Annotated in this window: 14 protein-coding genes; 3 read left to right on the forward strand and 11 right to left on the reverse strand. The window is 37.2% G+C overall.

Features of this window, described 5'->3' with window-relative positions:
* Window positions 1-194: 194 nt before the first annotated feature.
* Window positions 195-1052, forward strand: a complete 858-nt coding sequence (locus QH639_RS11090; RefSeq protein WP_281116055.1) for a DUF6612 family protein — start codon at window positions 195-197, stop codon at window positions 1050-1052.
* A gap of 57 nt (window positions 1053-1109) precedes the next feature.
* On the opposite strand, the gene QH639_RS11095 is transcribed toward QH639_RS11090, so the two are convergent.
* From QH639_RS11095 to QH639_RS11125, 7 genes are all read right to left on the reverse strand, one after another.
* A complete protein-coding gene (locus QH639_RS11095) occupies window positions 1110-1529 on the reverse strand; it encodes a universal stress protein (RefSeq protein WP_054550012.1) in 420 nt (139 codons plus the stop codon).
* Window positions 1530-1579: 50 nt separating this feature from the next.
* On the reverse strand, window positions 1580-2656 hold the full coding sequence (locus tag QH639_RS11100) for a PQQ-dependent sugar dehydrogenase (protein ID WP_237898317.1): 1077 nt from the start codon (window positions 2654-2656) through the stop codon (window positions 1580-1582).
* A 44-nt stretch (window positions 2657-2700) separates the two neighbouring features.
* Complete coding sequence (locus tag QH639_RS11105) at window positions 2701-2862, reverse strand: hypothetical protein (protein ID WP_167444838.1); 162 nt, start codon at window positions 2860-2862, stop codon at window positions 2701-2703.
* A 151-nt stretch (window positions 2863-3013) separates the two neighbouring features.
* A complete protein-coding gene (locus QH639_RS11110) occupies window positions 3014-3430 on the reverse strand; it encodes a YugN family protein (RefSeq protein WP_048395101.1) in 417 nt (138 codons plus the stop codon).
* Window positions 3431-3566: 136 nt separating this feature from the next.
* Window positions 3567-4520: an alpha/beta hydrolase gene (locus QH639_RS11115; RefSeq protein ID WP_281116056.1), complete on the reverse strand. Its 954-nt coding sequence runs from the start codon at window positions 4518-4520 to the stop codon at window positions 3567-3569.
* Between the two features lie 31 nt (window positions 4521-4551).
* Entirely contained in the window at window positions 4552-5283 is a 732-nt protein-coding gene (locus QH639_RS11120; protein ID WP_281116192.1) for an SDR family NAD(P)-dependent oxidoreductase, read from the reverse strand.
* Between the two features lie 20 nt (window positions 5284-5303).
* Complete coding sequence (locus QH639_RS11125) at window positions 5304-6929, reverse strand: flavin-containing monooxygenase (protein WP_281116057.1); 1626 nt, start codon at window positions 6927-6929, stop codon at window positions 5304-5306.
* Window positions 6930-7055: 126 nt separating this feature from the next.
* Here QH639_RS11125 and QH639_RS11130 point away from each other — a divergent pair, with 126 nt between their 5' ends.
* The gene (locus tag QH639_RS11130; RefSeq protein ID WP_066036521.1) at window positions 7056-7751 is read left to right on the forward strand and encodes a response regulator transcription factor; all 696 of its coding nucleotides are present in this window, start codon (window positions 7056-7058) and stop codon (window positions 7749-7751) included.
* A gap of 67 nt (window positions 7752-7818) precedes the next feature.
* On the opposite strand, the gene QH639_RS11135 is transcribed toward QH639_RS11130, so the two are convergent.
* The 4 genes from QH639_RS11135 to QH639_RS11150 all read right to left on the reverse strand — a co-directional run bounded on the left by QH639_RS11135 (window position 7819) and on the right by QH639_RS11150 (window position 12207).
* Window positions 7819-8280 (reverse strand): SAM-dependent methyltransferase, encoded by a 462-nt coding sequence (locus QH639_RS11135; protein ID WP_281116058.1) that lies wholly within the window; start codon window positions 8278-8280, stop codon window positions 7819-7821.
* A gap of 91 nt (window positions 8281-8371) precedes the next feature.
* Entirely contained in the window at window positions 8372-9562 is a 1191-nt protein-coding gene (locus QH639_RS11140) for a Ger(x)C family spore germination protein (protein ID WP_237898320.1), read from the reverse strand.
* On the reverse strand, window positions 9559-10656 hold the full coding sequence (locus QH639_RS11145) for a spore germination protein (protein WP_048395089.1): 1098 nt from the start codon (window positions 10654-10656) through the stop codon (window positions 9559-9561). Before QH639_RS11145 ends, QH639_RS11140 begins: the two co-directional genes overlap by 4 nt.
* A gap of 21 nt (window positions 10657-10677) precedes the next feature.
* A complete protein-coding gene (locus QH639_RS11150) occupies window positions 10678-12207 on the reverse strand; it encodes a spore germination protein (RefSeq protein ID WP_481817326.1) in 1530 nt (509 codons plus the stop codon).
* A 363-nt stretch (window positions 12208-12570) separates the two neighbouring features.
* Between QH639_RS11150 and QH639_RS11155 the strand changes: the two genes are divergently transcribed.
* Window positions 12571-13575: a nucleoid-associated protein gene (locus tag QH639_RS11155; RefSeq protein WP_066036525.1), complete on the forward strand. Its 1005-nt coding sequence runs from the start codon at window positions 12571-12573 to the stop codon at window positions 13573-13575.
* Window positions 13576-13756: the final 181 nt, after the last annotated feature.

The following is a 13756-nucleotide window of genomic DNA, read 5'->3' on the forward strand; positions in this document are numbered from 1 at the left end:
GATAAGTTCGTGACAGCTTTTTTGTTTTATCCCTATTCATTTGGTAATTATCGCGTTTAGCGCTTACAAAAGTAGGAGTAATGTTATTTTTTTAATAAAAAAGTAGTTCTTTTCTAACAATTTATGAAACTTTTGCTTTTCTAGTGCGTATAGTAGTAGATAGTGTTTTTTACCAAGAATAGGAGATGAAAGTAATGAAGAAAATTTTTAAAGTATTAGCAGTCGGAACACTAGCGTTGACACTTGCCGCATGTAATTCAAGCGCTACGCCTACGAAAGACACAACTAATAAAAGCAAACTCACTTTAGAACAAGTGTATGACAAAGCAGTAGATCGTCAGGCTGATATTCAAAGTGCAAGTGCTAAAATGGATATGACACAGGTGACAAAGGTTGGGTCTGGTGATGAAGCAATGGAGTTTTCAATCGACTCCAAAATGGAGATGGATATCATCGTTGATCCACTTGCAATGCATTTATCAGGATCTATGACAATGCCTGATATGATGAATGAAGGTCAAGAAACAATGGACATGCCAATTGAAATGTATATGAAAAAAGATACAGGCTTATTTATGAAGGATTCGACAACAGATAGCTGGTTAAAGCTTCCTGATGAGAACTTTGATGCTATATTAGATCAAACGGCTGCTTCTGCAGATGCGAAGGAACAGCTAGAACAATTGAAAAAATTCATTAAGGACTTTACATTTGAACAAACGGATGATGAATATGTCCTTACATTAGATGGAAAAGGCGATAAATTCAAAGAGCTAATCGATTCTGAGATTAATAAGTCTATGCAAGAAATGGGTCTAGAAGAGAATCCAATGGATCAACTATCAATTGAAAAAATTAACTACGTGCTACACATCGATAAAGAGACTTTCGATACGAACAAAATGGATATGGATTTTGACTTAAAAATGGCCGTAGAAGGTGACGAATTGTTAATGAATACAAAATCAGTCGTTACGTATACTGAATTTAATCATCTAAAAACAATCGATATACCTCAAAGCATTATTGATAACGCTCAAACATTCCAATAATAAAAGAACCTGCTTGTCTACACAAGCAGGTTCTTTTACTCTCAACTATTTTAACAACTAACGAACAATCAACACATCACAAAGCGCATGACGTACCACTTTCTCTGCCACAGAGCCTAACATCATTTTCTCCATACGATTTAATCCAGTTGCACCGCAAACAATTAAATCAACCTGAGGTAACTGTGTTAAAATGCCTTTTGGTGAACCTGTTTCTACAATGGATTCGACCTCTTTGACTCCTGTCTGTAATGCCTCTTTTTCTAGCTTTTCCATTTTAAGAATGTTTTCCTTCTTCAATTCCTCGGCATATTTTAAGTCATATGCTGAAACTGCTCCAAACGATTTTGTATCAATGACATTCACCAATTGCAAAATAGCATTGTGTTCCTTTGCTAATTGACTAGCTCGATCCAATGCTTTTAATGATTGTTCTGAGAAATCAATTGCTACTGCGATCTTAAGATAGTTTGCCATGTTTGTCCTCCCCATTCATCCTACCATTCCATGTTTTCTCAAATATTATATCACAATGGCGTTCGATATAGTTTATCATCCTGAGGTTGCGGATTTCCACGACCATCTGTATTATTGCTAATAAAATAAAGAAATTCTCCATCTACAAAGACATCACGAATTCTACCAAATTCTGATAGTAATTCATTGTGTTTGTTCTTATTTATATCAAAAGCTAGGACTGCTGTGCCTCTTAGGGCAGCGACATATAATTGATCATTTACAATAGCAATGCCTGATGGTGCCCATGTGATAGAAGAACCAGATGTAAAAAGAGGTGTTATCATCCCCTGCTCTTTCTCCATTCCTTCAATAAGAGGCCAGCCATAATTCTTCCCCTTCTCAATGATATTAATTTCATCATTTCCTGCATTGCCATGCTCACTGGCATACATCGTACCATCAGTAGACCATGTTAAGCCTTGTGGATTTCGATGTCCATAGCTGTATATATAGGATTGAGGAAAAGGATTATCATTCGGTATGGTGCCATCCAAATTGATGCGCAAAATTTTCCCTTCTAAAGCTTCCACATCCTGTGCTAAAGAAGGTTGTGTTGCATCTCCTACCGTTGCATACAACTTGCCGTCAGGACCTATTTTCAAACGTCCCCCATGATGGTATGTACCACTCCTTATTCGATCCATAATAACATCCTGTTCGAGCCATTTATTATCGCTAAACGTTAACGTAACAATTCGATTAAATTGTTCCTCTTCCTCGACATACGTATAATACGCATAGGCAACTTGACTAGTAGGAAAATTAGGTGCTAACACAAATCCCAACATACCCGCTTCTGGAGCAGTTGATAGCTCCTTTTTCAGGATAACCTGCTGTCTATCAACGCCCCCTTCCGCAATCTTTACAATACTGCCAGGCCTTTCTGCTATATAAAAGACATCTCCACTTTTTTGAATTGACCAAGGTGACTGCAATTGATCTGCTATTATTTCGATAGAGGAATTCATGGCATCTTTAGCTTGATTTTCCTCACTTTCTAACCTATTATCGTTATTATCCTTCGTTGACGTACAAGCAACACATAGAATCATCGTTAGCAGTATTAAAGGTATGTAACGTCCCATGATTAATCATCCTCTCATTTATGAAAAATAGAAAGAGACGCCACCTAGACGCCTCTCTTACTTTTTATACTTTCAAACAGGATTATTTCACCAAATGTTCTTGTTTTCTCTAACACCTCTAGAAAGGCTTCTTTACGATGGATGAGTCGTTCTTGGTGCAATTTCTGATAGGAATGCTGAAAATCATCTATAGCTATTTTATCCATAAACTCACCTCATATAGTAGTACGTGCTAATATCATTATAATGTTGGAAAATTCTTACGACAATTCTATTTATATTTTTGATTATATGTTCCCAAAATAATAAGGATAAAAGACATATAATTTCTTGCAGCAGCTATTTAAATTTATCTAACTAATGAATGAAAAATGGTAGTACTTTTTCTTCCACAGCTTGTTCACCTGCTTGAATCCATCTACTTTTATCATGAATGTATCCATCTTTATCAAGCGGAGTTTGAAATTGACTAACACCAGTTGCATCTAGTAAGGAGCCCTCATCATAATCTAGACCAATATTCTCAACATGCTTAATGACAAATGGCTTTTGAAAACGAATCTGAGCATCTTCATTATCAAGCTCTCCTGATGTGACGATAAAAGGGACACGTAAATAAATAGTTTCTCCAGCCTCTTTCCATAATACCGAGTCAAAGCTACCTTTATAGTACTCCCAATTCCCGCCGATCGTGAAACCTCGATCGGCAATTTTATCTCGTAAATAGCCAAATCCTATCTCTTTTCCAACAATTTTTGAATCAAATTGTAACAATTTATCTTCTCCTCCTTTCACTCGATAAAAGTTTAACCTAAAAGACAATATTACAAACTAGCTAAAAGATCATTTTGCTGAACAAAAAAATCCCGAAACCTGAGTAAATTATGGTTTCGGGATTTTCGTGAATTTTTTATAAAGGCACTGAAATATTTCGATGTAACACATATTTAGCAGCTTCTACATACTCTGTGACAGCTCTTTGACTGACTGCGGCTGTAGGGACAATACTCTCAAAGCCATGATAGCAGCCTGGGTATAAGTGGAATTCAACATCTACTCCAGCCTGACATAGCTTGGTTACATATTGCAAAGTCTCATCACGAAACGGATCAAGTTGACCCACACATGTATAGGTAAATGGTAAACCTGATAAATCATCCGCTCTAGCTGCGGCGGCATATGGTGGTACATTGTCGCTACCATTTTCTCCATTCAAATACATTTTCCATCCCTTTTGATTAAGTGAGTGGTTCCAGATCATATGTCCCGTAATTTCTAATGAAGATGGGGTATTATTGCGATCATCAATCATTGGATAGAGCGGCATTTGGAAACGAAGCTTCGGATAATTTCGATCGCGTGTAAGTAGTGCAAGTGCAGCTGTGAGCCCACCACCAGCACTTGCTCCAGCAATCCCTAAACGGGTAGGATCTATCCCTAATTCATCCGCATGATCTGCTACCCATTTTAACGCTGTATAGCAATCTTCAAGCGGAGCTGGATAAGGATGTTCAGGCGCAAGTCGATAGTCTACAGATACTACAACACAATTCGCTTCATTGACAAAACGCTGACAAAGCACATCATCACCCTCTGGTGCTCCTAAGACATAGCCTCCACCATGAATCCATAGCAGGCCTGGGTATATTTCCTTTTGCTCTTTTGATTTATAAATACGAAGACGAAGAGAATCATTATTATCAGGCCCTTGAATGACTTTATTTTCTACTATGATGTGCTCTTCAATTGGAGCTGGCACAGCAACGGCTGCCATTCCTTCTCTTGTAGCTTGTACATTATCCAAATCTAATGGGGGAAAAATTGCTAACGTTTCTTTTAGTTCTGAATCAATACGATGTTCCATTAAAATCCTTCCTCTCTTATTTAAAATGTTTTTACGATGTTAAACCGCCATCAATTGGGACGACAGCACCATTCACATAAGAAGCTTCCTGCGAAATTAAGAAAGCGATTACATTTGCGATTTCAGTAGGGTCTTCCAATCTACGTAATGGTCCATTTTCTTCTGGACTCGATGCCAATCCCTTTGTCATGTTTGTCCTCACGCCACCAGGACAAATTGCATTCACGCGAATCCCTTTAGGTCCATATTCCATGGCCGCCGTTTTAGTTAATCCAATTACACCATGCTTACTTGCCGCATAACCACCTAGATAGGGTTGTCCCTGTATACCAGCTGCTGAGGATGTATTCACAATGACACCTGATTGCTGTTGCTCCATTTCTTTTAATACATACTTTAAGCCGAGAAACGCCCCTTTAAGATTGACCGAGATTATTCTATCAAACGTTTCCTCTTCTAAATCTCCCAGTAGTGTAGGTGGGCTTAAAACACCTGCATTATTGATAAAAGCATCAATCCTGCCAAATGTTTCTTTTGCAGCGTCCACATATTTTTTGACATCCTTGCTTTGTGAAACATCACCTTGGACAAAAATTGCTTGTTGGTGATATTCCTTCACAGCATGTAGTGTGTCTTGTCCACTTTTTTCATCAAAATCCACTAAAACTAATGCTTTGCCCATAGTGGCAAGCAATTTTGCAGTCTGTCTTCCTATACCGCTTCCAGCACCTGTAATAATGACTACTTGTTGCTCCATATTGATATATGCTCCCCTCTCACAAACTATGATATTGATTTTAATTTCATTAACTTAAAGCCTTCATAATTGTTTTGAGCCACTTTATTACAATGTTTTGTGTAATAATCAAATCCTCCTAGATAGATTAAAAAACTTCGAGGTTTGCCCTCAATATTGGCTCCCGTATACCAGGAATCACCTTTGACGTAGAGTGTTGCATTAGCAACATCTCGACAATGTGTGCTCCAAGCTTGCTCTGCTTCTATTGTTGGTTCCACAAGATCAATGTCATGCTCACGCAAATAATGCATGCACTCGGCAATCCATTCGACATGCTGCTCAATAGCAATCGGCATGTTCACGAGAACAGAAGGGCTTTCTGGTCCCGTAATCATAAATAAATTAGGAAAACCTGCTGTTGTGAGTCCAAGATAGGTTTGAACAGCTGCCCTATCCTTCCACTTCTCTTTTAATGACACGCCATTCCTTCCTCGGATATCAATCTTAAATAATGGCCCTGTCATGCCATCATAGCCTGTCGCAAAAATGATGATCTCTAAATCAAAATGGTTATCCGCCGTTTGAATACCTTCTCCTGTTATTTTTTGAATAGGTGATTCTTTGACATCAACCAGTAAAACATTGTCCCTATTATAGGTTTCAAAATAATCGCTATCTAAAACCTGTCTTTTCGTGCCATACATATACTTAGGACATAGTTTTTCTGCAACCACAGGATCTTTCACAATCTGTCGTATTTTGGAGCGAATAAATTCTGTCGCTTTTTCATTGGAATGTTCATTCGTTAACAAGTCATGATAAGTAGCTGAGAAGGCAAAGCCACCTTGTGCCCAAGCTTTCTCAAAAACCGCCTGCCTCTTATCATCAGGTTCTTCCATTGCAGATTGCTGATTTTGTGCAAAAGGTGTACCTGAAACCGAATTTCTCATGGAACGTTTTATCGCTTCAAAATTTTTCTTCGTTTCTTTGATAAAGTCCTCTTCATATGCATGGTTACGAGCGGGAATCGTATATTGTGGAGTGCGTTGAAACACCGTTAACTGCTCTGCTTCTTTTGCAATAACAGGTATTGCCTGAATCCCGCTTGAGCCTGTCCCAATAATTCCTACACGCTTCCCAGTAAAATCAACCTTTTCATGTGGCCAATGCCCCGTGTGATACCATTTTCCGTTAAATTGTTGCAACTCCTGGATGTTAGGAACATTTGCTGCAGATAGACAGCCTATTCCTGTAATAAAGTACCTTGTTAAAATGTACTGCCCATCGTTTAGATGAATTATCCATTTATGTTGTTTTTCATCAAAATGAGCTGCAGTGACTCTTGTGTTAAATTGGATAGCTGATCGCAATTGAAAACGATCGGCTACGTAATTTAAGTAGCGTAATATTTCCGCTTGCTCTGGAAATCTAGATGTCCAAGTCCATTCTTCATATAATTCTTTTGAAAATGTGTAGTTATAATAGATGCTTTCAATATCACATCTAGCACCAGGATAACGATTCCAATACCAAACACCACCTACACCATCTCCAGCCTCGTATACAATGGTTGAAAAGCCTTTACTCCTCAACTGATGTAGCATATACAGACCTGCAAACCCAGCACCTAGAACAACTGCATCCACCTCTTTAATTGTTTGACTACTCACCTGTTGCTCCTCCTAACGCCAAAATAGAGAAATATGGCTTTACTTAGCTTAAATACTACAACTTACAGAATATATTGAAAATTCCTTGTTTTAAGCGTAGTATATACTTAAAAAAGGGGATAGGTCATGTCCAATCTTTATACCATTCAAAAACGTTTCGACACAGTACAAAGTTATGCCAACCATGAAGAGCTGTTGATACACATTTTGCAGGTATATTTAGATGCTTTTCCTATCAAGGATGCCTATTTATTGAGGTATTCTCCAATAGGCTTTGTAGCAGAAGGAATCATTTTTTTAAATGAATCGGGTGGTAGTCATATCGGTGAAATTCGTGAGGAGATTCGTAGCTTCCCTATTATTTATGCTGCTATTGAAGATAAGAAGGCTAAATTTTGCACAGGAATGGACTATTTAAAAAATATCAGTATGAAATATACTATTCCCTCGCAAAATAATACGTTTTTAATTGTCCCTATTTTCATTGGGTCATATGTTTTTGGCTATATTTGTAGTACTCAATTAGAAGAGGAAATCGATATAAATGATAAGCTGTTAGATGACATGACAACCTTTGGAAACATGATTGGACAGCTTATCATACAAGCTAGAACTAGCAAAAAAGAGGGCTTTCTGAGCAAGCGTGAATTAGAGGTAATGAGACAGGTAGCGCAGGGAGATAGTACCAAGGAAATAGCAGATGTTATGAAATTAAGTGAATTAACCATTACACAATATGTAAAATCTGCTATCAAAAAATTGCGTGCCAAAAATCGCTCTCATGCCATCAGCATTCTTTATCAAGAAGGAATCATTCTTTAAAAAGCCAGGGGAGCACGCTACTCCCCTTTTTTAGAAGTCCACAATTGTCTTCGCTTTAACAACTATCTTATCCCCAGTAGGCCTTCATTAAATCTATTGACCACGCTGGCTGTTTAACTTCCTCTTTAGGTAAAAATTCTTTCATTACAGGCTTTATATCTAGTATAGGTGTGCCATCTATGGCGTCTAGCCCTTGAACGATTAATCCTCTTGATTTGACCTCTAACAAGGCAACGATTGTACTCCCTAATTTATTGGGTCTATTTTTACCTCTTTGTGCGAAAATGCCAACCTCTGGATAATCATGATTATTTCTCGGATGTCTTGCCTCATATTGAATTTGATCGTCTGTAACCTTATCAAAATAAAAAATAATTTCTAGATGAGAAAAATCTTCTATTCCTTTTAAGGACGCCTCTTGGATATGATCAGCAAGTTCAATAGTTGAAATAATCTCTCCCCAATGATCATCTTTTAACATTTGCCGATTGTTACGAGCGGTAGCGATTGATTGAATAGTATATTGCATGTCTTTTATCCCCCATCTTTTCGAATATCTACTATATGTCCTTTCATTTCAGTATAGACTAAATGGACAGAAAAAAAGATGATTAACAATGTTAATCACCCGACGTGCCATAATCCTTAATGGAAACCTTCACTTCACATGTAATAGGAACCTCACTAAACGTTTGATCCCATTCTTTTTTTCTTTTTTGCCATACTTTCGGGTAATCGATTCTTAGTTTATTGCCAAACCCAGAAACATCTGTTTGAAATTCATGTTGCGTTTTATCTAGTGCCTTCCTCACTAATTGCTCTATCTCTTTTTCAAATACTTTCTCTGCTTTTTTCAAAAATTGATTATCAAATGCTTTATCGGAGAGAACCCAATGTTCAGCAATTCTTCCCTCTGATTGAATTTTTATCGTAAAGGAGATTTGATCCCCTTTTACATGTGGAATAATTTTACTTTTAGCTGAAATAATTTCATACACAATAGGTGCTCCTGACTCCTCATCAAAGCCTTTGACAAGGCCACCTTTCGCATCGCCAGACATCCATGCAATCCCTTCTAGGTCACTCTCATTTAAAAAGCCTCGTAGCTTTTTGGTTTTTCCTTCAATGATAGCAGCGCCTGCAAATTTTACTTCTCCATTTTCTGTACTCACATTTTGCAATAAAAAGCTAGAATCTGAATACAGCTTCCCCTCTAGTTTGGCTACGGTCATCGGAGGCAAAATTTTAGTCGTCCTTTCATGTCCCTCCATCATTTCTACTAATTGAAAGGCAGGAATTTTAGTTGGTTCATTTGTTTCCAGTGCCTGACTTGCCTGATCCTGAGCAATAAAGAGCAGTCCACTCGGCCGTATTTCTAATTCTCTTAGAAAAAAATCCAACGTTTGCTGGAGATTGATAGTACTAGCTAATTCCTCACCAATAATAATTACTTTGGAATGTTCAGCAAAAGAACGTTTATCCACCTTTAACAGCATATTTCGTAAAGTTGGTAACACCGCATCACCTGTCTCAGAAACATTTTTATATGCTTTTTCTGGCAATGCTCCCTCTTTTGTTCCAGAAACCGTTGTCTCTGACGTAACAAATTGATTGGTAATTGTTAGCAACTGTCTGTTTGCATACCTAGCATCTTGTTGCTCTTCAGAGGAAACATCACCCGTTTCTAAATCCAATGATGTACCTACAATAAGGCCTAAATCCTCTATCTCTTTACTACTCCAACATCCAGTAAGAAGTAAGGTTACCGTCGCAACTAGAAGTAAACGTACACAGCAATGTATTCGCTTCATGCTTTCTTTCCTTTCAATTTCGAAATAAGGAGTAAGGTTATCGGTACTACACCAAATAAAATTAATGCAGCATGACCAATCTTATCGCCAAATGTAAATAGATCATTAATATTTTTAGGTGTCATCGCAATAATATAAATAATTGGCAACAATCCGTATAAGAAGGGATGCATATTTTTCTTAAACAGTTGGGCTAATCCTAAAGTAGCGGCATAATAAGTAATCGTAAAGGTCGCAAAGATTTGCATAATCCAAATTACAAGAAGAAATGACTCAAAGCGTTCAAAAATTAAACCAGGGATTTCAAAACTTCGCATTAATTCAATCGTTGGCCAAGTCCTTGTCAAAACACCTTCAATGGATAGAGCACCAATGACCATCACAACCGTGATGACATAAAAGAGCAAGGGTATGGCTATACCCGCCAGTACAACCTTGACGGCTTTTGATTTATCTGAAGGGTACATAAATGCCACAAGTAGTAGCATAATTTCAGGTCCTAAAAATGCCAGTGTCGCTGTTTTAATTCCCTTTAACATCGGAACAACACCCAGTCCAAGTACTGGTCTCAAATTATCAATTTCAAAAATCCCTAAGCTTAAAAAAGCCACAAGTAAAAAAATAACAAAGGTAATTGGAAAAATGATTTCAAATAAACGAGCGATTGTATTGATGCCACCGCTTATTAAGTAAAGCCCAACCCATAAGAAGGGCAAAATAATCGCCCAAGTGGGGGTCCCTTCTAATAAAAAGAGAGAAGTTACTTCAGCCATGATGCGAACTTCAAAGGCAGAAATGGTAAAAAAGTAGGCAATTACACACGCACTTATAAACCAGCCTAACCACTTCCCTATGATATCTTGATTATATTGATAAAATGTTTTGTCAGGGTATTGTTGGCTTAGCTTCACAATAATTACACCTGCAATCATTGCAACGACTCCACCTAAAAATACACTAATCCAAACATCTGGCGTTTTTACTTTTTCTACAGATGCACGAGGTAAAGTAAGAATCCCAGTGGCAAGAATATAGTTAATAATAATAACAACTGCTTGTGACGTCGTTATTTTATCTTTCATACTGCTGTTCATGGCTGTTTTGCTCCCTTTCTCTTATTCCCCTTTGCGGACCGAATCTTTTGGCTTTAACAATCTAGGACGATGCTTCATCATCTTTAACGGCATTCGCACCATAAAATCTTTCCAATCACCTGCTCGATACGGAATAGTTGGGCTCAAATAGGATACACCGAAGCTTTTTAGCTTTACCAAATGACTGCAAAGGAATAAGAAGAATAGAATGATGCCATATAGTCCAAATAAAGCTGCGGAAAACATCGCCACAAAACGTAGCATTCTTAGCGTGATACCAGCATTATATTGAGGGATAGCAAAAGAGGAAATTGCTGTTAATGCAACCACAATGACCATGATTGGACTAACAATTCCTGCCTGTACGGCGGCTTCTCCAATAACAAGCCCTCCAACGATCCCCATCGTCGGACCAATTGGCTTCGGTAGACGAAGTCCTGCTTCTCGTAATATCTCAATAGCGACTTCCATAATGAGGGCTTCAATCAATGCTGGGAACGGTACTCCCTGCCTTGTTGCCATCATGGACAGCGCTAGTTTAGTGGGGATTAAACCTTGATGAAATGATACAAAAGCAATGTACAGGGACGGGCCAAATAAAGAGATACCTGCTGCAAAATAGCGAAGCAAGCGAATAAGTGAGCTCGATAACCAACGTTCATAGTAATCCTCTGGTGATTGCAGTAGCATATTAAACGTGACTGGCACAATTAATGCAAAGGGAGTTCCATCTAAAAGAATTGCGACTCGTCCCTCTAGTAAAGCAGCAATAACCCGATCAGGACGCTCGGTACTTTGCACTTGCGAAAATGGGCTGAGATAATCATCCTCAATCAATTGCTCAATATATCCCGATTCAGCAACATCATCCAAATGGATTGTTTCAATTCGTTCCTTCACCTCTTTGACAAGATTAGGCTGCACAATTTCATCTATATAGGCTAAAACCAACTCTTTTTTCGTACGTTCGCCTACTTCCATCTCGATAATTGATAAATTTCGATTCTCACCATGCTGTCTTAATAAAGAGGTATTCACACTTAATTTTTCCGTGAAGCCCACTCTTGGTCCACGTACCATTGCTTCAGAAACAGGCTCCTCAAGATTTCGAGTTTTGCCATGTGCCGTACCAATGATAAATACATTCTGTATGCCATCCACAATTAATACAGTGGAACCAGTTAATACTTTCCCAACAGCTTTCATGACTTTCGATTCCTCTAGCAGTTCACTCACTGGTAGGATTTCATTTCTAATTGATTGATGTAATTCATGACCTCTTAAAACAGACGACTTTTTTGTATGTCCATTCATTAATGATTTCAAAATATGTTTGTCAATTAATTCTTTATCGCATAATCCTTTAAGAAAAACGATCGCTGCACGATTATCCGTATTTCCTATTTGAAATTCTCTAAAATGAATATCCCAATTATGACCAAGTTCTTTCCTCATTTGTAAAAGATCTTTATTAAAATCTCCTGTAAATTGCTCTAACGTTTTTTGAATAGGTATGTGTACCATCTCAACTTGTTCACTATTTTCTTTCATCTCAATTTTGCCATTGCTCTTATTAACAAATAAAAAAACATGGAACAATTTATAAATTAAATATGGAATAAAAAACGCTAAAAAGCCTTGTAAAAAAACTTGCCAATGTGGCATGTAGGAAATCACCTTTTCCCACATATTGATCACCCTCTTTAGTACACTTGTACAGAGTATCCCTACATGTTTTTATCTTTATCTAAGCAGCAGTATTTTAAACTTCCAATCCTCAACATTCTTTCATAATAAGACACTAACTATTCGGTGACCATAAAAAAACCAGCCTCAAATGAGTACTGGTACATATAAAAGCAATCTTTAGCTTATGGTATACTAGCTACTATGAAAAATTAGAAGGTGAAATTTATGCTAGAAGTCAGTGAAAGTAAATTAACACAATATAGTCTGCATTTTTTGAGTGAGACGCTTATTTTAGGAGAAGAAGTTTTTTCACAACCTGAGGTCATGTTAGAAGCAGCCTTTACACAGCTCGCTTTTAGTAAAATTGATGTGGAACAGCAATATGAATTTTTCCATGAAAGCAATCTTGCACTCCATGAAGTTTTTACGTATTCGAGAGCTATTTTCGAAAAGGGAAGTAACTTCCTAGAACATTCACAAAATATTGCCAAGCACTTACATAGTGTGTCACAGCATCCTAACATCAAAAGCGGAGAACTGTTTATTGGCCTTTTTGAAAATTGTTTACTATTAAATGAGGCTAAAAAGATTATCGCTATTGTCAAAATTGATGAAAAAGAAATGTTTTTAGATGTGAAAAATGAACACAATCAAATGATCGTGAACGGCGTGGATGGCATTAACGTTAAGAAAATTAATAATATGGCTATTATTGTTGATATGGGACCAGATCAATCTCCTGCCGTGTATATTAAAACAAAACGTAAAGAAGATATAGTTTATTGGCAAGAACGATTTTTAAAAATTAAGGCAGCGGATGAGCATTATTATAAAACCCATTTAGCATTAACAGAATGTAAAAAATTCATTTTAAAGGAAGAAAATTATACAAGCACAGAAAAACTTGGCCTCTTGAATAAAACACTGGATTACTTTAGAAATGAAGAGGAGTTTCAGGTAAATCATTATATTGATACTGTTTTTGAGCAAGCGGACACTACGCAAAAAGATATCATCATTAATTCGGTCAAACCCTATGAAACTGTCATTTCTGATAGTGCGCTAGAAAAGGCTGAAAAGAAATACAAACGTAAAATCAAACTGGATTCCAATATTGAAATCCAAGTAAATATCCAACATATTGACCAAATAGATGAATTAATCGAAGTTGGCTATGATGAGGCAACGAATCGCAAATTCTATAAAATCTATTTCCAGGATGAACAGTAGAAGAGCTTGGATTAAACGGATGTAAGTTATCTTATGAGATTAAACATTAGATCTCCTAAAATCTTCAATTAGGAGAAAAAGAGCTTAAAACAGTATAAGCTGCAATAATGCCTTAGTTCGTGCCCATGAATTTTCTCTGGAAGCGCACTAATCCTTGTAAATCTTTGCTTCGCTAATCAAC

Source organism: Lysinibacillus sp. 1 U-2021, from assembly GCF_029916965.1.
Lineage (GTDB): Bacteria > Bacillota > Bacilli > Bacillales_A > Planococcaceae > Lysinibacillus > Lysinibacillus capsici.